The sequence below is a fragment of the Nitrobacter sp. TKz-YC02 genome (assembly GCF_049852135.1).
Classification (GTDB): Bacteria; Pseudomonadota; Alphaproteobacteria; order Rhizobiales; family Xanthobacteraceae; genus Nitrobacter; species Nitrobacter vulgaris.
This window is the reverse complement of sequence record NZ_CP180728.1, coordinates 1,570,493-1,592,064: the sequence shown is the minus strand read 5'-3', so window position 1 is coordinate 1,592,064 and position 21,572 is coordinate 1,570,493. Positions and strand designations below refer to the sequence as shown.

The following is a 21,572-nucleotide window of genomic DNA, read 5'->3' as shown; positions in this document are numbered from 1 at the left end:
TTGAGGACATGGACCTTTTCAACGCTCGCTCGAGGATCGATTCAGCAGCGAGCGGCGGCTTTGGGATACCTGTGGAGCGTCGGCGACGGCTGTCACCGGCGGCGCTTGCCGTCACCAATCAAAAGGTAAGGCCGGCCTATTCACCCATCATCATCACCGGCATCGTTCGTGCCGCAGATTTCTTGCTGCTGAGCCTGATCGGCATCGCGCTTTACCTCGGATACGTAGCTCGCATCGACGGCTTTAGCTGGAGCTTCATCGCATCAATCCTCGCAATGTCCGCCACCGCGGTCGTGTGTTTCCAGGCTGCGGACATCTACGACATCCAGGTTTTTCGTAGCCAGTTGCGGCAGATAACGCGGATGAGTTCATCCTGGGCGTTCGTTTTCCTGTTGTTCATTTGCGCCTCGTTCTTCGTCAAGCTCGGCGGTTCCGTCTCGCGCCTCTGGCTGGTCGAGTTTTTCCTTGTTGGTCTCGCCGGCCTCATTGCCGGGCGGCTTCTGCTGCGCACCATGATCCGCCGCTGGGCACGCGACGGCCGACTGGAACGCCGCACCGTCATCATCGGCGCGGACATAAACGGAGAAAATCTGATCAACGCGTTGCGAGCGCAGGAAGACTCCGACATCGAGATTCTGGGCGTGTTCGATGACCGTAACGACTCGCGCGCGCTCGACACCTGTGCCGGTAGTCCCAAGCTTGGCAAGGTCGACGACGTGCTTGAATTCGCGCGGCGTACCCGGCTCGATCTCGTGCTGTTCGCGCTCCCGATCTCGGCGGAAACGCGAATCCTCGCGATGTTGAAGAAGCTGTGGGTGCTCCCGGTTGATATCAGATTATCAGCGCATACAAACCAACTGCGCTTTCGCCCCCGCGCCTATTCCTTTCTCGGCGCGATTCCGATGCTTGACGTCTTCGAGGCCCCGATCACCGACTGGGATATGGTGATGAAATGGCTGTTCGATAAGGTCATAGGTGGTTTCATTTTGCTACTCACCTCGCCAGTGATGGTGCTGGTCGCACTCGCGATCAAGTTGGATAGTCCTGGCCCTGTGCTCTTTCGTCAGAAACGCTTCGGCTTCAACAACGAGAGAATCGAAGTCCTCAAATTCCGCTCGTTGTTTCACGACCAGGCCGATCCCATGGCTACGAAGGTCGTGACCAAGAACGACAGTCGCGTCACCCGGGTCGGACGATTCATCCGCAAAACCAGCCTGGACGAATTGCCGCAACTCTTCAACGTCGTCTTCAAGGGCAACCTCTCCCTTGTTGGACCACGCCCCCATGCCGTACAGGGCAAATTGCAAACGCGGCTGTTCGATGAGGCCGTTGACGGCTATTTCGCGCGTCACCGCGTGAAGCCGGGCATCACGGGATGGGCGCAGATCAATGGCTGGCGCGGCGAGATCGACAACGAGGAAAAGATCCAGAAGCGTGTCGAGTTTGACCTCTACTACATCGAGAACTGGTCGGTGCTGCTCGATCTTTATATCCTGTTCAAGACGCCGCTGGCGCTGTTGAAATCCGAAAACGCTTATTGATCCGGCTTGGTACGTTGAGTTTGCGAAAGTGTAATGGCGTATCCTGCAGCAGTTGACAGTTGGCTCCGGTCACCGACGCAAGCACCGGGCGTTGCCGCGCTCCAACGCGCGCTGTTGTGGGCAGTGGGAGCTGGCGGCGCGATCGTTTACATCGAACCCAGCCCCTACGAGTTTGCGACTCTGGCGGCAATGGTCGTGTTCTTCGCAACCGGCTTACGAATGCGGCTCGCCTTCGTTCCCCTGCTCATGCTGCTCTTTCTCATCAATATCGGCTACACGATCTGCGCCATACACCTGATGGACAAGACTCCGATCGTGAATTGGATCATGACATCGTGGTACATGGCGGTGACGGTCATCTTCTTCGCGCTGGTTTTCTCGGAAGATACCGAGGCGCGGCTTGACCTGATGCGGCGTGGCCTGATCGTCGGCGCGGTTGTCGCGTCGGTAGCTGGTGTCGCAGGCTATTTTCATCTGGTGCCAGGCGAACATGACGTGCTGACCCTTTATGGTCGCGCGCGAGGTACCTTCAAGGATCCGAACGTGTTGTCCGCGTTCCTGATCTTGCCAGCATTGTTCGTGCTGCAAAGCGTCGTCTCGGATCGGTTCGGAAAGGCTGCTCGCAGCGCGATTGCGCTCGGGATCATGAGTCTTGCGTTGCTGTTGGCCTTTTCACGCGCTGCCTGGGGCCAGTTCGTGCTCACGTCGGCTGTGATGCTGGTCCTGATGTTCCTGACCAGCCCATCAAGAAAACAGCGGTCGCGGCTGGTTGTGACCGCGGTGATCGCAGCCGCTGCGATTGCACTGCTGCTGGCAATTCTGCTGTCTCTCGATTCGGTCGAAAGCCTGTTCAAGGAACGTGCGAGTTTCGACCAGAGCTACGACGAGGGTCGTTTTGGCCGCTTCGGCCGGCACATTCTCGGCTTCCAGATGGCGCTGGACCTACCGCTCGGAATCGGCCCGCTGCAGTTCACGCGGTTCTTTCCGGAAGACACTCACAACTCGTATCTGAACGCTTTCATGTCGGGCGGGTGGATCTCCGGAATTTGCTATCCGGTATTGATCTTCATCACCGTCATCTTGGGCTTTCGATACATTTTCGTCCGGGTTCCCTGGCAACGCACTTATCTTGCCGTCTTCACGGCATTTCTGGGAACCGTCGGCGAGAGCTTTGTGATCGACACCGACCACTGGCGCCATTTCTGGCTGATGCTCGGCATGATGTGGGGCATGTTCGCGGCAACCCACCAGTACATGGCCGGCGACCGGCAGCCTTCCCTTCGACAAGCGCTGCAATAAGCGCACCGGGGCCGTACGATCGGAAATCTCCGACACGGGTTTTGCCGGCCGCTTCGCTCCCGTCCAGCCTAGCCACCACATGAAATGTGGTGTTATCCTTGGTCAGGTAACGTCACACTGGAGGTAATCCATGTCGTATGTCGTTGCGCTCACCTTCATTCATACGGCTATCAGTCTCATCGCGCTGTTCCTCGGAATTCCGACCATTCTCAATTTGTTCGACGGTCGGCGGACATCGGGTTGGACGAATTGGTTCATCATCACCGCGGTTCTAACCACCGTTACGGGTTTCATGTTCCCGTTCAGCGTTGTCACACCGGCGTTCGCCACAGGCATCGTTGCCGCGATCATCCTCGCTGCGCTTCTCCTCGCACGTTTCGTCTTTCATTATCGAGGCGGATGGCGCTGGGTGTATGCGGCGGCGATGGTGCTATCGGTTTATCTGCTTGCCTTCGTCGGAGTGGTGCAGGCGTTCCTCAAGATACCCTTCGTCAACGCCTACGCACCGACACAAACCGAGCCTGCTTTCCTTGCCGCGCAGGCGGGGGTGCTGCTGTTCTTTGGCATTGTCACGGTGCTTGCCGTGATCCGATTCAAGGCCGGCGTTGAGGACGCGCTGGTTTGAATACTGATCCGGACGCCACCGGAAACCCTGACGCGGTCATCTCTTGGTGTTGGTCGGAAAAGGCGGGGTTCGCTTACTAACTCAAACTGTTTTATGTGTTCGCGAGCAGGACTCTGTTGCTGGTTTTAGGTCCTGCGCTCTGCGACCACAAAATTTGTGGCTCGGAGCTTCCCGAGTGCCAGAGCGATGTGAGGTTACGGCTCGACCCCGAACGTCAGCCCCGCGCGGTCGACGAGCCGTTTAATCAAGGCCTCCTTCATCGCAGCACCCGGCGTCCAAAAGCCGCCGGCGATGTCTGCTGCGTCGCTTCGCAGACAGATTGCGCATTCCGCGATCATCTTGGAAGTCGATCCGTAGCCGGGATCGCGATCACCGGTCACGACCGCCTTCAATTGCCGCCCGTCGGAGCCGATGCCGAGGAAGAGAAGATCGTAATGGCCGTTCTCGCGCTCTTCCTTCGACGGTCCCTCGCCCGGTTTGGGGCCACCCTGCGCGCCGAGTTTGTTGTTGGCGGCAATGATGGCTTTTGCGGTCGCCTCGCCGGTCTCCTTCGGCCCCGCGACCACCATTTCGTCGTAGACGAAATCCTTGCCGTACGGAAACCCGAGCAGGAAATTCGACCGATGCACGTTGCGGGTGTTGATGTTGGCCATCACGAACGGCGCCACCCACACCCCCAGATCCTCATCGAACAACGGCTTGTTACCCGGCGGCTGCTTCGGCCCCTCAAACCCTGGCGTCAGCACGAAAGGATCGCGCAGTTTCGGCAACAGACTTGGATCGTTGGCGGCGGCGGCGAAAATCGCCTTCATGCTCGCCGCGGTACCGCCTGAAAACGTGCCCTTCATCTTACGTACGCGACCCTTGACGCGCGCGACGCTCGATCCGAACCTCTGCTTTGCAGCCTGCTGAAGAAAGAACACGCCGAGTTCGAACGGCAGCGAATCGTACCCGCAGGAGAACACAATCCGCGCACCGCTCCTGCGCGCCTCCGCCTCGTGCGCGTCGATCATCTGCCGCATCCAGATCGGCTCGCCGCAGAGGTCAAGATAGTCTGTGCCGCTCGCCGCGCAGGCGGCGACGAGACCGGAACCGTAGAGCTGATAAGGTCCGACTGTACTTAGCACCGAGGCCGTCCGGCCAGCCATGGTCCTGAGTGACGCGGGGTTTTCGGCGTCCGCGGCGATCAGCGGGAGATCGCGGGGCGCGCCGATGGCTTCGCGTACCGACGCCAGCTTGTCGAGGTCGCGTCCCGCGATGGCCCACTTCAGATCGCCACCGCCATATTTGGCAGCAAGGTATTCCGCGACGAGCCGGCCGGTGAACCCGCTTGCGCCGTAGACAATGATATCGAACTCCGCTGACGACGATGTCATGGCCTTCCCGAAAATGTCCTGCTTAAAGCATGATTCTGAAGGGTGAAAACCGGATTCGGCTAAGATCATGCTCGATATAGCGGTTCGAACGAAAGCCGGTCTTCAAGTGTACCCGAGGACGATGCCGCTTCGCGTGAAGAAAACGCTATAAATGGTGGTCGGAGCGAGAGGATTTGAACCTCCGACCCCTAGTCTCCCAGACTAGTGCGCTAACCGGGCTGCGCTACGCTCCGTGCCGTTACGGCCACGTTTCCATTATAGCGTTTTCAAGCGAAGTGATACGGGGTCTTATAAAGAAAATGCGTCAACAAAAGCTACGGCTCACCCTCGCTGAGTGCGTCGTCCAATAGTTGCCTGCAGGCAACAAGTTCAGCCAACACATCCTTTAGTTTTGTAAGCTCGATCGCGGTGGCGCCCACGCCCGGAATCGCACCACTGTCGGGACCGGACCAGAGCACGTCGTCGAGATCGTGCCGTAGCGGCTTATGCACACCCGGCTCTCGCGCGCGAGACGAACTGTCGTCGACATCCTCGTCGTCGTCTGTGTCCTCGGTCTCGTAGCCGGACTCGTCCTCCTCATCGACTGCGCCGAGAGTGTTGCGGATATCGTCCTCGATCGCGCCGAAAGCCGCGGCAGACGACCCCTCGGTCAGGCTCTGCACTGATTTGATGCCGTGCTCTTTCAGAATCCGTTGCACGCCGCGGATGGTGTAACCCTCGCTGTACAACAGATGGCGAATGCCGCGAAGCAGATCGACATCGTCCGGACGATAGTAGCGCCGGCCGCCACTGCGCTTCATCGGCTTGATCTGCGAGAACCGGGTTTCCCAGAACCGCAGGACATGCTGGGGGATATCGAGATCGTCGGCGACCTCGCTAATCGTCCGAAAAGCATCCGGTGCCTTGTTCAAGGCTCGCTCCTCTGCCAATCGTGCGCCGAACGCCGGTTTAGTCAGTTTTGGCGCCGGCGCCGTTGCTGTTGATCCGCTGTTTCAGAATAGCCGACGGCTTGAAGACCATCACGCGACGCGGAGAGATCGGCACCTCGGTGCCGGTCTTGGGATTGCGGCCGATACGCTGGCCTTTCTTGCGCACCATGAACGATCCAAAGGATGACAACTTCACCGTCTCGCCCTTCTCCAGGCAGTCGGTGATCTCCTTGAGAACGAGTTCGACAAACGCAGACGACTCGGTGCGCGACAGTCCTACTTTTTTGTAGACTGCTTCGCAGAGGTCAACGCGCGTGACTGTTTTTCCGGTTTCGGTCATCGCCTGCCCCAAGCTCCCGGCGAACAATTTGTAACTGAAATTAAGAGTTTAACGGCCCAGGGTCAACCTATCACATGATGCTTTCGCATGATAGATGACGGCATCTGGACGACGGCTTTGATTCAAGTCCTACCATCGCACAAGGGCCGAGCCCCAGGTAAAGCCACCTCCCATCGCCTCGAGCAAAACCAGATCGCCGCTTTTGATGCGTCCGTCTGCGACCGCGACCGACAATGCCAGCGGAATAGATGCAGCGGAGGTGTTGCCGTGGCGATCGACGGTCAGGACGACTTTTTCCGGCGCGATATGCAGCTTATGAGCCGACGCATCGATGATTCGCTTGTTGGCCTGATGTGGAACGAACCAGTTGATGTCGTCCGCGCTCGTGCCGGACGCATTGAATGCATCGACAATGACGTCTGTAATCATGCCGACGGCGTGCTTGAACACCTCACGGCCTTCCATCCGCAGATAGCCCACGGTCCGGGTCGAGGATGGCCCGCCATCGACATAAAGTTTTGATTGATGACGGCCGTCCGAGCGCAGATGCGTCGTCAGAATACCGCGATCCGAGGGCTTGCCGGGCTGCTCCCGAGCTTCCAGCACGACCGCGCCGGCCCCGTCGCCGAACAGAACGCAGGTTCCGCGATCGGTCCAATCCAGAATTCGCGAGAAAGTTTCCGCGCCGATCACCAGCGCGCGCTTGAACGCGCCAGAACGAAGGAAATTGTCGGCGGTGGCCAACGCAAACACGAACCCGGAACAGACGGCCTGAAGATCGAAGGCGGCACCGTGAGCAATGCCGAGCCCGTTCTGAACCGCGACCGCCGTCGCCGGAAACGTATGGTCCGGCGTCGACGTCGCCAGCACGATCAGGTCGATCGACTGCGCATCGATGCCGGCATGAGCCAGCGCGGCATTCGCCGCATGGATGGCGAGATGTGACGTGAACTCCCCTTCCGCGGCAATGTGGCGCTCGCGAATACCAGTCCGCTGGACGATCCACTCGTCCGAGGTATCAACCTTGGTGGCCAGTTCAGCATTGGTCAGCACCCTTTGTGGCAGATAGGAGCCGCAGCCGAGCACGACCGAACGTATCGCAGTCAAGAGATAGCCTCCTGCACTGCCGACGCCGAAGCAAGGGTGTGGCCGTGGCGATTGAGCGTTTGATTGATCTTGGTCAGGAGATCGTAACGGACCATCTCATAGCCAACGTCGACCGCGTAAGCAAAGCCCTCGGCGTCGGTTCCACCATGACTCTTGACCACGATTCCGTTAAGTCCGAGGAACACGCCGCCATTGGATCTGTTCGGGTCCAGCTTTTCCTTGAGCGCCTTGAACGCGCCCCGGGCAAGAAGATAGCCGAGCTTTGAAGCCCATGTTCGCGACAGAGCCGCCCGCAAGAATTCGCTGATCTGCCGCGCCGTTCCCTCGGCAGCCTTCAGCGCGATATTGCCGCTGAAGCCCTCCGTCACGATAACGTCCGCCACCCCCTTGCCGATCCCGTCGCCTTCAACAAAGCCGATGAATTCGAGCTGCGGCAGTTCCATCGCCCGCAGCAGTTCCGCAGCTTCCCGAATCTCCTCCCCGCCCTTAATTTCCTCGACGCCGATATTGAGGAGGCCGACCGTCGGCCGTTCCAGGTCGAATAGAACGCGCGCCATGGCGCTGCCCATGATCGCAAGTGTCATCAGATGGTGCGCATCGCCTCCGATCGTGGCGCCGAGATCAAGCACCACGGAATCGCCGCGCATGGTTGGCCATATCGCCGCGATCGCGGGGCGATCGATGCCGGGCAGCGTCCGCAGATTGAATCGCGCCATCGCCATCAACGCGCCAGTATTGCCGGCGGACACCGCAACGTCGGCCTCGCCTTTCTTCACCGCATCGATCGCAAGCCACATCGACGAGGTCTTGCGGCCGCGACGCAGCGCCTGGCTTGGCTTTTCGTGCATGCCGACGGCGACATCGGTGTGGATGACCCGGGATACCGCCCTCACCGCAGGGTATGCAGCGAGTTGCGCTTCGATCAGAGCGTTGTCGCCGTAAAGCAGAAATTCGGTGTCGGCGTGACGGTTCAGGAAAATCGCAGCGCCCGGAATGACCACCGATGCGCCGATGTCGCCCCCCATGGCGTCAAGCGCGATTCGAACCTTTTTCGGCATGGAAGTCCCGGAAACCCTGATCTTTTGAAGTCTTGAGACGCGCGGCCAAACACGGACGGCAGCGCGCGGTGCTTTATCCGGCGCGGCCGCGACAATAACGTGTCCCCGCCTCGATACAATATCCGAAACCCCGATTCCTGCAGTTTTGCAAGTTAAAACAAGATATCAGGAATTAGATAAAACTACTTATTTTCAATGTTGTTGCTTTGATTTTCTATAAATTACATTCAGAGTTCCGTCCTTAATCGCGCGCCGGTTTCTTCTTGCCGGGCAAGCTCGGATCGATTTTCAGCTTCTTCAGAGCAGCGAAGGGATGATCCTCAGGATCCGTCGCGCTCGCGGGCGCGACAAAAACGGCATCGGATTTCCGCGGATACGGATCGATTCCCAGAAACAAGACGTCGGTCGCGAGGCGCCCGAGGTCAATGACACCATTAATGATGGGTTCGGGGGAATCCGGAATCTCCGTGACACCGTCGTCATCATTGACGGGCGCGGCGAACTCGCGAACCTGACTTTCCGGCACAAAGATGAGGTCGACCTCCTCGACGATATCGTTTTCAATCGGATCGAGAGACACCACGCAGGTCTGTCCGACACGCGCCGATACCCTGCCCTGCACATGCACGCTGTCGTCGCGCCCCGGAGTTAGATCGAACGATGCCCGAGCGAACTCGATGTCGCGCACGCCGGCGGTCTTCGCCAATGCCATACGCACATTCTGATCGGCCTCGACATCACGATGAAGGCCGGTTTCCGGAATCTGCGCAACCGCGATCCGCAAGCTCCACGGATTTGGGGCCATATCCGACCTGTCCTTGGCGATCATGCCTGCTCTTTCATTTCCGTTGTGCGGGGTCCGGAAACTGCAAGTCTCCCGTCGACGTCGCGTGATCACCACAAGCGAGCGCGGCGATCGCGTCCGCCGTATAGGCGGCGAGCCGTCGCGCACTTTCGATGTTCCCGCCACTATAGATATTCTTGTCGAGCGCCTGCGCCAGCGGCTCGGGGCCCTCGGCCAGGGCTCGATCGTAGGCGGCCGAGCGACCATAAAAGGCTTCTCCGAAGGCTTGCATGCGCTTCGGAACGCTCAGATCGCCAACGCCCATCTCGCGCAGGTTGGCGTCCATGTCGCTGCAAAAATGATCGAACAGGGCCTGCGGAAGAGCCTCGTCAGGCCCCGACCTCAGTTGCCGAAGGACCATCCACAAATGCAGCAGGACCAGATCGAAGCGGCCATTCACGGAGTCCGGCACTCCATACGCCTGATAAAACAAGGGCTCTCGCGCTTGCGCCACGATCGTGCCATAGATCGCTTCAATGGTGCGCCGCGGCGGCGCGGGGAACTGTTTTTTGAACCGATTGAACGGCCAGCGCATGTGGGTACCGAAAGACTGCCCGCAGGGGGTCCGTTGTTGCAATCAGGGACCGTTGCCGGGTACGTCAACCGCGCGCGCGATGCAAGAGGATGAGGTCGTCCCGGAATGACAGTGTCAGTCCCGAAGAAAGCACCCGGATACGCCGCGATGCGACGGCCTCGTCTGCGCGCGACGCTCGCTGCCACACTGCTGTGCGCGGTCATGGCCGGCTGCACCGGCGAGACCTTTCAGAAGGGCTATATCCTCCCCCCCGGCGCGCTCGAGCAAATCCAGATCGGCGCAAGCCAGGATCAGGTGCTGATCGTAATGGGAACCCCATCCACGGTCGCGACACTGAACGGCGAGGTGTTTTATTACATCTCGCAGCGCGCCGAGCGGAAGGTCGCGTTCATGCAGCAAAGCGTCATCGATCAGCGCGTGATCGCGATCTATTTCGACAAGAACCGCCAGGTAACCCGGCTCGCCAATTACGGCCTGAAGGACGGCAAGATCTTCGACTTCATCAGCCGCACCACGCCAACATCGGGCCAGGAGATCAGCTACCTCGCGCCGCTGTTTAAGCTGCTGAGCGCGAAGTAGCACATCCTTAATTAATTCGGACCACGTTCGCTCCAGTACCTGCCGTCACCGCCGACCCATGATGTCACCATCCACCGACTTGATGGTCGGCGGATTCCATACGCCGGTCAACGCCTCCGATTTCGGCGCATAGAGACGCATGGTGAGGTTGAACGGGCCTTTAGGCGCAGGCAGCCAGTTGGTTTCGTGATCACTGCCGGGATTTGCGTTCTGGATGTAGAGCGTCAGCGATCCGTCGGCTCCGCGCTTGAACGGCATCCAGCTACTCACCGCAAAGCGATTAGCCGGATTCGCAACCTGGAAGCCTTCGTTATCGTACAGGGTGACTGACCAGAATGCGTCGACCGGCGGCACCGCGTCTTTGGCGAAGTGGATGGTGTACTTGTTTGCACCGTCGAGCGGCTTGCCGTTTTCATCGCCAACGCTGAGCGGATAGATCGCATCTTCTGGCAGATTGGCACCAAGTCCAGCCTGAGCTACGATTGCACGCTTCAGATAATAAGTCCCGTAGACACCCATCGTATCAGTATTCATGGACCAGTGGTTTGCTACGCGCGCCAATGTCGGGAGCTTCCATGCCATCAGCTTTAGACCCTGTGCCGGGGCATCTTCGATGGCTTTGCGTGAGGTCGCATCAACTTTGGTAATATCGAAGCTCTTACCCGGTTCGAGGCCGATCCGCTTCATGCGCGCGACGATCGGTTCATCGGTGATGTGCGGCGGGTTGACTTTGAGCAGTTCGGCTGCATACGCAAAGAACTTATCGCCCGCCATCGTATCAACCTGCTTCTTCGGCGGAGTCTTGACATCGACGCTGGGGTCAATGGTTTGCGTGACGGCGACCGGGGGTTTGCCCCATCCCGACAGCGGCGTAATCTTGTAGCCCTTCTGCACTTCGTGGACTGAGGCATAGTCGGCGGGACCATCCGTCCTGGTGCGGCCGATTATCCAGACATGGGGCGTCGGCGCATTGATGCGCGTGACACCCTCCGGCACACTCCCATTCCAGCCCGGAGGCGCAACCAGGAAATTGGCCGCCTTGGTACCTGTCGTGCGCGATCCTGGCGACGCAAACACATCGGTCCACATGTCGAGCATCGGCAGCAGGTAGTAGCGGCCGCCGGTATCAGGAGCCGAAACGATCATGGGTTCGCTGGTTAGGTCCAGCCAAGCGCTCGAGTACAAGGTGTCAAAGTTGGGTCGCACCACTGCTCTCATGTCCGCAGTGGGGTAGGCCTGGACATTATCGAAAGCGTTGGGAGGACCGCCAATACCTCCGGTCTTCGGATCGGAATTGTTGAGCTGCTTGCGCGTCACGTCCATCGTCACGAGCGGATAGAAATAGACATACGCTTCGGTAGCGATAGCTTGTGCCTCGTCCGCGGAAATCGATTGGGCAGCGCTTGGGGCCAATGTCGAGACCATGAGAGTTAAACCCGACAACACCGCAGCAAGCGACGATAGACACTTCATGGAGCTCCTCCTCAATATCCCAGGACGGCGACGAATGGCGTGGCCAGACAATCAGCGACCGCAGCGTATTAATTGATCTGGATCAAAGAAGTCCACTATAGGCCATTTTCGACGGTCTCGGCGAGGGTTGCGGAATGGTTGATGTCGGCGTGCTCTGAAAACGACCAGGCCGGTGTTAGGAAGCTTGAGCAAGATTATTCACAACGGAATATTGTCATGCTTCTTCATGGGCGCGTCGACGTGCTTGTCCCTCAGCATCGCCAGCGCGCGAGCGATACGCTTGCGGGTCGAGTGCGGCATGATGACATCGTCGATGTAGCCTCGCTCGGCGGCGATGAACGGCGACAGGAAGCGATCCTCATATTCCTTGGTGCGTGCGGCGATCTTCTCCGCGTCGCCGATATCGCTGCGGAAGATGATCTCAACCGCGCCCTTGGCGCCCATCACCGCGATCTGCGCCGTCGGCCAAGCATAGTTCACGTCGGCACCGATCTCTTTTGATGCCATCACGTCGAACGCACCGCCGTAGGCCTTTCGCGTGATGACTGTGACGAGCGGCACCGTACATTGCGAATAGGCGAACAGGAGCTTCGCGCCGTGCTTGATCAGCCCGCCGTATTCCTGCGCGGTGCCCGGCAAAAAGCCCGGCACGTCCACGAAGGTCACGATCGGAATATTGAAGGCATCGCAAAAGCGAACAAAGCGCGCAGCCTTGCGTGACGCATCCGAGTCGAGCACGCCGGCCAGCACCATCGGCTGGTTGGCGACGAAGCCCACCGTGCGCCCGGCAATGCGGCCGAATCCGGTGACAATGTTCTTCGCGAATGTTTCCGCGATCTCGAAGAAGTCGCCCTCGTCCACGACCTTCAGGATCAGTTCCTTGATATCGTAAGGCTTGTTGGGATTGTCCGGCACCAGCGTATTGAGCGAGTCGTCGGTGCGTTCGATATAATCGAAACTCGGCCATTCCGGAACGCCATCAGTGTTGTTGCTCGGCAAGAAGTCGATCAGGCGCCGCATCTGCAAGAGCGCCTCGACATCGTTCTCGAACGCGCCGTCGGCAATCGACGATTTCGTCGCATGCACGCTGGCGCCCCCAAGTTCTTCCGCGGACACCACCTCATTGGTGACTGTCTTCACCACATCGGGGCCAGTGACGAACATGTAGCTCGTGTTCTTCACCATGAAGATGAAGTCGGTCATGGCAGGCGAATAGACATCGCCGCCCGCGCACGGCCCCATGATGACACTGATCTGCGGGATCACTCCCGAGGCCTGCACATTGCGACGAAAGACATAGGAGTAACCGGCCAGCGCTGCGACGCCCTCTTGGATGCGTGCGCCACCGGCATCATAAAGGCCGATGATCGGTGCCTTGGCCTTCAATGCCATGTCCTGGATTTTTGTGATCTTCAACGCATGTGTCTCCGACAGCGAGCCGCCGAACACGGTGAAGTCTTTCGCGAACATGAAAATCTTGCGGCCATTGATGGTGCCCCATCCGGTCACCACGCCGTCGCCCGGCACTTTCGATTTCTCCATGCCAAATTCGATCGACCGATGCTCGACGAACATGTCGAATTCTTCGAACGAGTCTTTGTCGAGCAAAATCTCGATGCGCTCACGAGCCGTCAGCTTGCCGCGCTTGTGCTGGGCTTCGATGCGCTTCTCGCCACCGCCACGCTTTGCGGCCGTCCGCCGGGCGTCGAGCGTTTGGAGGATGTCTTTCATGGCCCTGCCTGGGTCTGGTTCAATAAACTTGGATTAGACCCTAACTGCCGTTTTTGAGGCTGTCACCAACAGGCGCGGCGCGGAGGCGCCACCACCTATCACGGCGCGCGCGCCGACATCCGCAGCACGAACACCAATACCTCCGCAACAGCCTTATACAATTCGGCTGGAATCTCGTCGCCGAGTTCGACATGCGACAGCGCGCCGGCCAGCACTTCGTTTTCCTCGATCGGGATGTCGTTCTCCTTGGCCACCTCGATGATCTTCGTGCCGAGCGTTCCCCTACCCTTGGCAACCACACGCGGCGCGCCGCTGCCTTTGTCATAGTGGAGGGCGATGGCGACTTGATCCTTGGTCTCCACAATCATAGGGCGCGATCCAGAAAGTGGCCGGCCGGCGCGGGCTTCGGCTGCGGCGGCGCGCCCTCGCGGATAATGATATCCCCCGGCTGCAATTCGGCGCCGCTCAATGCCTGAGTGAGCTGCGAGGCGCCGGCGCGCAACCGGCTCGCGGTGGAAGGACGCTCGGCCCAGAGCCGCACCGTCGTGGTTTCCCCGGCCAGCGACACCAGCGCATGAACCGGCCCTGCGGGTTCAACGTCGACTGAAAATCGTGCGCGCCAGACCCGCGTCGCTGTTTCTGTATTGTGACCGGCGGCGTCGCGCGAAACCTCAAACTGCGCAATGGCCGTGCCGGTTGCGACGGCAAATGGAATCTCGAAATTCCAGCGCGGCGTGGTCTGATCGAGCCGCGCTCCCGCTGTATCGACACGATCCGGAAGCGAGGCGATCTGCAACAACACCTGACGGGAAATCGCAGCATCAGTATCATCAAGCAGTCGTCGCGCGATCTCTTCCGACGATGCAGCCGATGACAGTCCCGGCAACGCGACGGGCTGCGCAGTTGGCAATGCGCCGCCAAAGGGCGGCGACGGCGTGCTGGTGCGCACGACAAAGACATGGTTCTCGGTGGGGCCGTTCGCTGGCCCATTCCTGAACGGCTGCGTAGCGGCCGCCGGATCGCCGTCGGGTCCGAGCGCCGCGCCGGGATCGTTGCTGGTCCCTCGATTCTGAAGTACCTCCTGCAGAACGTTCAGGGCTGCACCCGCCGCAGCGACGCGAAGCCCTGCATCCGATACTCGGGAAAATAATGTCTGGTTCGCAGGCGTATCCGGATCATCAGCTACAGCCAGGTGCGCCTGCGGCAGATACACATCCTGTGCGTCGATATCCGGCGACAGCGGCGGCGCGCCCGATGCCATCGGCGAAGCTGCCTGCTGCGCTTGTTGAGATCCTGCGCCCACGGCGGGCGGCGCACCGCGAGACATGTCCCGGACCGAGATCGAAAGCGCCTCGCGGAGCACAAGCAACGCAGCCTTCATATCGGGTAACGTATTGGCCGAGGCGGCAGGCTGCCCCGTCTTCAAGCCGGCCGCCAGCGAGGCTTCGAGAAAAAGGCCGGAGTTACGGAACGCGGTCTTGATATCGCTCCCCGTAAGACCCGGATCGAGACCGGGCCGCAAAGCGAGCAGCCGGTCCAGAACCTGTCGCACGTTAGGGGGCAAACTGCCGGTGCCGGCGGCAACCAGCAGGTTGGCGTAGAGCGGCGAGAGGCTACCTTGTCGCGCCGCCGCTGCTTGCGCCGCGGACGATACCGAGACGGCTTCCAGCGCCGTCAGGACGGGCGCCGGAGGGGCCTTGGCGCTTATCGTTGCAGCCGCAGCATCCGGCGTCGGCGTCAACGCATCCGCCGGTCCGGCAGCATGCGTGCCCGATGAGCCCTGATCCACAACCGCAAGCCGAAGCCCTTGCGCGGTCTGCGAGACCGCCAACCGCAGGGTCTGGCCAACTTGAAGCGGAATTTCCGACAGCACCTCGATCGCCAGATCGGCGATGGCAATACGGACGAGATTGTTGGCCAGGATTCCCTGGACCTTCGCGTCAACCACCCTGCCGGGCTGCAGCACAGCTTCGGCTGCTGCGCCTTGCGCCGCAATGACCGGGAAAATCGGGTTGATCGAGATCGCCATGAAGCCTCGTTTTACCCGTCAGGCTAACTTCTGTGTCTAAACCTCTCCTTAACCGATTGGTCCAGCCCGCGCCCGAAGGACGGCAGCGGCGGACCGAAAATCGACCAAACGCGACGCCCTCTGGACGGCCGCCTCCTCATCGACCCCCCATTGCTCGCTGTTCCAGTCCTCGTCGACGTGAGCGGCGGCCCAGACCTCGTCCGCATCCAACCGCCCGGCCATTAAAGCGAGAGCGAGTAGCACGGAGCCGGTCAACGTCGTCACGACATGCAGCGCCCCAACCACCCAAGGGTCTGACGGTAGCGCCTTGCGCACGGCAGCGACCGCCTGAGCCGGTTGACGGACATGCACGATGCCCTCGGTCAGGATGAAACGCGCTTCCAATGTTTCGGCGGCCCAGAAAAGGACGCGGTCCCAATGTGCGGCTTCGCGAGCCACCAGCGCGTCGGGATGGCCGGCCCGATAGAACAGGAGGTCCGTTTCGAGATACTTGGCAATATCCTCAATCACCACGTCGACACGACCAGTCACGCCGTCGATGATGCTGTTGGCGAGCCGCGTTAGCGGCATAGTCATGGGGTTGATGACGTCCCTTTGCGCCTCCCATTCCGCGGCCATGGTCTCGGCAATCTCGCGTGTAGGCGCCGCCAGCACGTTACGTGACGGCGTGCGAACCGGCCTGTCGTCGAGCAGGACAGCGAACCCTTCCGGCGTCTCCCTCACGCTCGTGGCAGTATAGAAACGGTTGCGGTGCCCGGCTCGCGCGGAGTTGCGTACCGATTCTTCCGGGTCGAGCGACGAGGAGCCAAGATCTTCGTCAAACAATTCACGCATGGCATACTCTCATATCACCCTGAGGTCGGCCTCAACGAGACGGCACGGACCTACTCCTCCGGCGCGTGCTCGATCGGATCGAACCGGTCGGCTTCAAGACCGAGCAGATTCCAGGATTGCAACATGTGTGGCGGCAGCGGCGCCGTGACGTCTATGACGCCGCCCCGCGGATGCGGAATCACGATGCGGCGCGCCAGCAGGTGCAGCCGTTTCTGAAGACCTCCAGGCAATTGCCAGTTTTCCTTGTTGAAATACTTTGGATCGCCGACGATGGCGTGATTGATATGCGCCATGTGCGCGCGGAGTTGATGGGTCCGGCCCGTGACAGGCTTCAGCGACACCCAGGCGAGCTTCTGCGCCGAGGTTTCCACCACCGCATAGTAGGTCACCGCGTGGCTCGCGCCCTCGTCGCCATGCGCGGCAACCCGCATGATCGACTCCTCCTCATTCTCTTCCTTGGCGAGATAGGTCGAGATACGGCCCTGCTTCGGCTTTGGCACGCCCGCGACCAGCGCCCAGTAAATCTTGCGCGCTGAACGATGGCGGAACGCGCCGGTCAGCGCCGTGGCCGCGAAACGCGTCTTGGCCACCAGCAGACAGCCGGCCGTCTCACGATCGAGCCGGTGCACGAGGCGCGGTCGCTGCCCTTTTGCGTCGCGCATCGTTTCCAGCATCCCGTCGATATGCCGGGACAGGCCGGAGCCGCCCTGCACCGCTAGGCCCGCCGGCTTGTTCAGCACCATGACGTCCGCATCCTCGAACAGCACCATCTTCTGCAATTCGTCGCGAATCTTTGCCTCGGCCTCAGACAGATGAGCCGTGGCCTTCGGCGTGTCGAGCTTGAGCGGCGGAATGCGGACCTTGTCGCCTTCGCCCACGCGATCCTTGCTGTCGGCGCGCTTGCCGTTCACGCGCAACTCGCCTTTGCGGACGATGCGCTGAATGTGAGAGAATGACAGGCCGGGAAAGCGTGCTTCAAGAAAGCGGTCGACGCGCATATTGGCTTCATCGGCCGTCACCGCGACAGTCTGGACCTTTGTCGGCAGAAGCGCTGGTTCGGGTTTAGTCGGCTTTTCGGCGAAACATACAGTGTCGGCCGGCGTACCTGCGCGCTGCGGCCTATCCGGCCGAGCCCCCTGCCACCGCTCGCCCGATGATCGCTCAGCGACGCCACGGCCTTTCCGGCTCGTCCCTTTTTCTGGACGAGCAACTTTGGCCGAAGCGCTTTTGGCCGAAGCGCTTTTAAGGCGTTCGCTCCCGCGACCGCCGGACTTCGCTAACGGTCGCCTGACTCGCCGGCTCATCGGTTCCTCTAGAATTTAGGTCTTCTACGTAGACTCAACTTTAAGCCTTAATCATATTCGTCTGATCAAGCTTCGAAAACGGCTCCATTTTTCAGATCACGCTCTGTTCACCCACAAGGTGGGTAGCGCAGAAGCCCGGCAGCGTCACGGTGAAATCGCCAAGCATCCGACCGCTATGGGCAGGTCCCCTGCCTCTTCAGCAACACGAGGTCGATCATCGCCCCGCGCGAAAGCTTGAGTTTGTTGGCTTCGCCTGCGGCCGCACATGCGCCCGCGGCATCGTCCGTCTGCAACCGCGCAAGTCCAAGACTGACCCATCCATCGGCGAATTCCGGCGCGTCGCGCACGCCTTCCTCCAGGATAGTTTTTGCCTCGACAGGACGCTTGGCCTTCAATAGCAAGCGCCCGTAATCAGCTTTCAGCGTTCGCCGCGGCTTCGGTTGTCGCAACGCAATCTTGAACAGCTCTTCGGCGTATTCGAGATCGCCGAAGCGCGCCGCCGTGATCACCGCAAAGCCTTGGTAGATTTCGCTCCGCTCAGGAGCAAGCAGCCAAGCCTGATTGAATCGTTTGGCCGCTTCCGACAAGTCACCGCGATCGATATGAGCCCAGCCCCGCTCAATAGCTGCAGCGGAAACCGCCTCGCGCGAACCCATCTCATCCGACGCCGCCAGAAAGTCGGCATCGGTCTTTTGCTGTTCGGGAGTTTTTTCCGAGAAACCATAGAACGGCTGCTCGTCAATCCGCGCCGAGAACGTCTTCTTCGTCACCGTCACGCCCGGAGCAACTTCGACCATCTCGGCGCGCGCCGCATTCGTGATGCCAAGCAGCACCAGCGCCAACAGCCATCGGGTAATATGTCTTTGCATCGCCTGCACCTGTTTACGCCTCGCACCTTGTCGGAGCGTCATAAACCACTCCGTTTTGAAACAGCCTTACGACCGTAGATCGACAGCGTGTTGACGTCGATGAAGTCGTCACGACGAGCGCTCCCGGCGCAGTTTCGCCCAGTAGTCCATGCGCTTGCGGATTTCGCGCTCGAAACCCCGATCCGGCGGATCATAGAAAGTCCGGCGGCCGAGCATCTCCGGGAAATAATCCTGTCCGGAGAACGCATCGGGCATATCGTGATCGTATTGGTAGCCGCCGCCGTAACCTTCGGATTTCATCAGACCGGTCGGCGCGTTGAGGATGTGCTTCGGCGGCAAGAGAGAGCCGGCGTCCTTCGCGACGCGCATCGCCGCGCCGAACGCTTTGTAGGCGGCGTTGGATTTCGGCGCGGTGGCGAGATAGATCACCGCCTGCGCGATCGCGAGTTCGCCTTCCGGTGAGCCGAGAAAATCATAGGCATCCTTGGCCGCGTTGCAGATCACCAGCGCCTGCGGATCCGCCAGCCCGATATCCTCGACTGCCATTCGCACCACGCGGCGCACGAGAAATAACGGATCCTCGCCCGCCTCGAACATCCGCGCCAGATAGTAAAGCGCCGCATCTGGATCGGAGCCGCGCACCGACTTGTGCAAGGCAGAAATCAGGTTGTAGTGGCCGTCGGCGGATTTGTCGTAGATCGGCGCGCGGCGCTGCAGCACGCCTTGCAACTGCTCGGCATTGAAGACCTCACCCTCACGCGCCGACCGCCAGACTTCCTCGACCAGCGTCAGCGCCGCGCGGCCATCGCCGTCGGCCATGCGCACCAGCGACGAGCGCGCCTCAGCATCGAGCGGCAACGGCTTGCCCTCGACCTGTTCGGCGCGAGCGAACAATTTCTCGATCGCCTCCCAGTCGAGCGAACGGAACACAAGCACGCGAGCCCGCGACAACAACGCCGCGTTCAGTTCGAACGATGGGTTCTCAGTGGTCGCACCGACCAAAATGACGGTTCCGTCCTCCATGACAGGCAGAAACGAATCCTGTTGCGCGCGATTGAAACGATGCACCTCGTCGACGAACAGAAGCGTTCCCGTCCCCGACTCGCGGCGCGCGCGGGCGGCGTCGAACGCCTTCTTCAGATCGGCGACACCGGAGAACACCGCCGACAGTTGCTCGAAATGCAGCGCGGTCGCATTCGCCAGCAGCCGCGCTACTGTAGTCTTGCCAGTCCCCGGCGGTCCCCAGAAGATGAGCGAGCCTAGCGTGCGGGTTTCCAGCATCCGGGTCAGCGCACCGTCCAATCCAAGAATGTGATCCTGCCCGACCACGTCCGACAGGGTCTGCGGTCGCAGCTTGTCCGGCAGTGGATGCGGCGCATCACGTTCCAGACCCGCCGCGGAGAACAGGCTCTTGGAAGCGCGCTGGCGGTTCGGGCTCATCCGCCTAGCATGACTTGAATCTGCTGGCCTCCACGCATCAGCGTGATACGCCAGAGCCGCCTCGCTTCGCGAACGGCCTGTTCGAGATCGGCCGTCTTAACGATCTTCTTGTTGTTGACCGCAAGGATGATGTCGCCTTTCCTGAAGCCGACATTCGCGGCCATTCCATTGTCCGCCAATGCGATGACCACGACCCCTTCGGCACCGTAATCGAGATGAAGTTCGTCGGCCAGCGCCGGCGAGACATTCGCAACCTTGGCGCCTTGAAATGGTGATGGCGCGGTGATCGCTAACTCGTCGCGACCGGTGTCCGGCGCCGCCTCGAGCGGAACGGTGAGCTTGATCGGCCTCCCATTGCGTTGGACTTCCAATTGCGATGTGCCGCCGAGCGGACGCGTCGCAAACCGATAGTCAAACGCATTGGGGTCCTCGACAGGCTGTCCGTCGATCAAGACGATCAGGTCGGATAGTTTGAGACCAGCACGCGCCGCCGGACTTCCAACCGCAACGCTGGCCACCAGCGCACCGGCCGGCGCCTTGAGGCCGATGGTTTCGGCAATCTCCGGGGTTATCGTCTGCAGCCGCGCCCCGAGCCAGGGCCGCTGCACCGCCTTGCCACCGTTCTTGGCGGACGCCACGACAACCCGCACCATGTTTGCCGGAATGGCGAAGCCGATGCCCTGCGACCCTCCGGAGCGCGAGAAAATTGCGGTGTTGATACCTGCGAGACGGCCCGTGATGTCAACCAGCGCCCCACCTGAGTTTCCCGGATTGATCGCCGCATCGGTCTGGATGAAGAACTGATAGTCTGTAATTCCCACCTGCGTGCGCGCCAACGCCGAAACAATGCCGTGCGTCACAGTCTGCCCGACGCCGAATGGGTTCCCAATCGCCATGACGAGGTCTCCGACCTGCAACTCATCCGAATTCGCGAAATCAAGCGTCGGAAACTTCTCATGCACATCCTTCAGCCGCAGGACCGCAAGGTCGGTCCGCGTGTCCTTGAGCACGATCTCGGCCTCGAACTCGCGCTTGTCCGACAGCGCGATCTTGACCTGGTCGGCACCCTCAATCACGTGATTGTTTGTCACGACAAGGCCGGACGGATCGACCATCACGCCTGAGCCGAGCGAGCGCTGCATCTGTTCCGGCTGCCCGCCCGGAACGCCAAAGAAACGGCGGAAGATCGGATCCTCGAGCAAGGGATGGCGATGTTGGATCACCTTGGCGGCATAGACATTGACCACAGCCGGCGTCACCCGCTGCACGATCGGCGCATAGGAAAGCCGCAATTCGGCCTGGGAGGCCGGAACGTGGCGGTCCTGAGCATGACTAGACGCCAGCATTGTCAGAGCGAGGAATAGCGGGGCGAACAGGCGGAACGGCGTCATGAATTCACTCCCGGGGTCAGGACCGCAGATATAGGCTTCGCGAACCTTCAAGAGAAGCAAAAGACGCTCTTTTCACGTCCGCGACAGTTGCTTGCGGGTTTTCCCGCGCCGTTTCGGCCCATGCGCGCACGGCATATCCTGTTGCTCGCGCGTTTCATGTTTAAAGTTCGCAATCAGGACCGATCGTCGCGCGGATGCCAAGACAGGACGCCATGTCATCGTCTGCACGCACATGATCGTCGCGACAGCACAACCACACACATCGCGA

20 protein-coding genes and 1 tRNA gene are annotated in these 21,572 nt (G+C 60.3%); 4 read left to right on the top strand and 17 right to left on the bottom strand.

Annotated features, from left to right (window positions below):
- Window positions 1-8 precede the first annotated feature (8 nt).
- From ACM561_RS07565 to ACM561_RS07555, 3 genes are all read left to right on the top strand, one after another.
- The gene (locus tag ACM561_RS07565; protein ID WP_425909165.1) at window positions 9-1,541 is read left to right on the top strand and encodes an undecaprenyl-phosphate glucose phosphotransferase; all 1,533 of its coding nucleotides are present in this window, start codon (window positions 9-11) and stop codon (window positions 1,539-1,541) included.
- A gap of 33 nt (window positions 1,542-1,574) precedes the next feature.
- Window positions 1,575-2,840, top strand: a complete 1,266-nt coding sequence (locus ACM561_RS07560) for an O-antigen ligase family protein (protein WP_425909163.1) — start codon at window positions 1,575-1,577, stop codon at window positions 2,838-2,840.
- Window positions 2,841-2,970: 130 nt separating this feature from the next.
- Window positions 2,971-3,465, top strand: coding sequence for a hypothetical protein (locus ACM561_RS07555; protein WP_425909162.1), 495 nt, complete (start codon window positions 2,971-2,973; stop codon window positions 3,463-3,465).
- 194 nt (window positions 3,466-3,659) lie between these two features.
- Here the strand turns inward: ACM561_RS07555 and ACM561_RS07550 are convergent, their stop codons facing one another.
- The 8 genes from ACM561_RS07550 to ACM561_RS07515 all read right to left on the bottom strand — a co-directional run bounded on the left by ACM561_RS07550 (window position 3,660) and on the right by ACM561_RS07515 (window position 9,654).
- Window positions 3,660-4,841, bottom strand: coding sequence for a saccharopine dehydrogenase family protein (locus ACM561_RS07550; protein ID WP_425909161.1), 1,182 nt, complete (start codon window positions 4,839-4,841; stop codon window positions 3,660-3,662).
- A 155-nt stretch (window positions 4,842-4,996) separates the two neighbouring features.
- Window positions 4,997-5,074, bottom strand: a tRNA-Pro gene (locus ACM561_RS07545).
- An 81-nt stretch (window positions 5,075-5,155) separates the two neighbouring features.
- Window positions 5,156-5,752 (bottom strand): MerR family transcriptional regulator, encoded by a 597-nt coding sequence (locus tag ACM561_RS07540; protein ID WP_425909159.1) that lies wholly within the window; start codon window positions 5,750-5,752, stop codon window positions 5,156-5,158.
- Between the two features lie 37 nt (window positions 5,753-5,789).
- Window positions 5,790-6,110, bottom strand: coding sequence for an integration host factor subunit alpha (locus ACM561_RS07535; protein ID WP_079446363.1), 321 nt, complete (start codon window positions 6,108-6,110; stop codon window positions 5,790-5,792).
- Window positions 6,111-6,239: 129 nt separating this feature from the next.
- Complete coding sequence (locus tag ACM561_RS07530; protein ID WP_425909157.1) at window positions 6,240-7,217, bottom strand: beta-ketoacyl-ACP synthase III; 978 nt, start codon at window positions 7,215-7,217, stop codon at window positions 6,240-6,242.
- Window positions 7,214-8,275: a phosphate acyltransferase PlsX gene (plsX, locus tag ACM561_RS07525; RefSeq protein ID WP_425909155.1), complete on the bottom strand. Its 1,062-nt coding sequence runs from the start codon at window positions 8,273-8,275 to the stop codon at window positions 7,214-7,216. Before plsX ends, ACM561_RS07530 begins: the two co-directional genes overlap by 4 nt.
- A gap of 241 nt (window positions 8,276-8,516) precedes the next feature.
- Window positions 8,517-9,080, bottom strand: coding sequence for a YceD family protein (locus tag ACM561_RS07520; RefSeq protein WP_425909153.1), 564 nt, complete (start codon window positions 9,078-9,080; stop codon window positions 8,517-8,519).
- 34 nt (window positions 9,081-9,114) lie between these two features.
- Window positions 9,115-9,654, bottom strand: coding sequence for a ubiquinol-cytochrome C chaperone family protein (locus ACM561_RS07515; RefSeq protein ID WP_425909151.1), 540 nt, complete (start codon window positions 9,652-9,654; stop codon window positions 9,115-9,117).
- Window positions 9,655-9,759: 105 nt separating this feature from the next.
- Between ACM561_RS07515 and ACM561_RS07510 the strand changes: the two genes are divergently transcribed.
- Window positions 9,760-10,233: an outer membrane protein assembly factor BamE gene (locus ACM561_RS07510; protein WP_425909149.1), complete on the top strand. Its 474-nt coding sequence runs from the start codon at window positions 9,760-9,762 to the stop codon at window positions 10,231-10,233.
- A gap of 45 nt (window positions 10,234-10,278) precedes the next feature.
- Here the strand turns inward: ACM561_RS07510 and ACM561_RS07505 are convergent, their stop codons facing one another.
- The 9 genes from ACM561_RS07505 to ACM561_RS07465 form a co-directional block, all read right to left on the bottom strand.
- The gene (locus ACM561_RS07505) at window positions 10,279-11,706 is read right to left on the bottom strand and encodes a DUF1254 domain-containing protein (protein WP_425909148.1); all 1,428 of its coding nucleotides are present in this window, start codon (window positions 11,704-11,706) and stop codon (window positions 10,279-10,281) included.
- Between the two features lie 198 nt (window positions 11,707-11,904).
- Window positions 11,905-13,437 (bottom strand): acyl-CoA carboxylase subunit beta, encoded by a 1,533-nt coding sequence (locus ACM561_RS07500; protein ID WP_425909147.1) that lies wholly within the window; start codon window positions 13,435-13,437, stop codon window positions 11,905-11,907.
- 98 nt (window positions 13,438-13,535) lie between these two features.
- On the bottom strand, window positions 13,536-13,805 hold the full coding sequence (locus ACM561_RS07495; protein ID WP_425909145.1) for an EscU/YscU/HrcU family type III secretion system export apparatus switch protein: 270 nt from the start codon (window positions 13,803-13,805) through the stop codon (window positions 13,536-13,538).
- Window positions 13,802-15,466 (bottom strand): flagellar hook-length control protein FliK, encoded by a 1,665-nt coding sequence (locus ACM561_RS07490; protein ID WP_425909144.1) that lies wholly within the window; start codon window positions 15,464-15,466, stop codon window positions 13,802-13,804. Before ACM561_RS07490 ends, ACM561_RS07495 begins: the two co-directional genes overlap by 4 nt.
- A gap of 48 nt (window positions 15,467-15,514) precedes the next feature.
- A complete protein-coding gene (locus tag ACM561_RS07485) occupies window positions 15,515-16,300 on the bottom strand; it encodes an ATP12 family chaperone protein (protein WP_425909142.1) in 786 nt (261 codons plus the stop codon).
- Window positions 16,301-16,350: 50 nt separating this feature from the next.
- The gene (locus ACM561_RS07480) at window positions 16,351-17,604 is read right to left on the bottom strand and encodes an RluA family pseudouridine synthase (protein WP_425909140.1); all 1,254 of its coding nucleotides are present in this window, start codon (window positions 17,602-17,604) and stop codon (window positions 16,351-16,353) included.
- 173 nt (window positions 17,605-17,777) lie between these two features.
- Window positions 17,778-18,515 carry a tetratricopeptide repeat protein gene (locus ACM561_RS07475; RefSeq protein ID WP_425909138.1) on the bottom strand — a complete coding sequence of 246 codons (738 nt, stop codon included), beginning with the start codon at window positions 18,513-18,515 and terminating at the stop codon, window positions 17,778-17,780.
- A 66-nt stretch (window positions 18,516-18,581) separates the two neighbouring features.
- Window positions 18,582-19,913 (bottom strand): replication-associated recombination protein A, encoded by a 1,332-nt coding sequence (locus ACM561_RS07470; RefSeq protein ID WP_425909136.1) that lies wholly within the window; start codon window positions 19,911-19,913, stop codon window positions 18,582-18,584.
- On the bottom strand, window positions 19,910-21,304 hold the full coding sequence (locus tag ACM561_RS07465) for a DegQ family serine endoprotease (protein ID WP_425909134.1): 1,395 nt from the start codon (window positions 21,302-21,304) through the stop codon (window positions 19,910-19,912). Before ACM561_RS07465 ends, ACM561_RS07470 begins: the two co-directional genes overlap by 4 nt.
- Window positions 21,305-21,572: the final 268 nt, after the last annotated feature.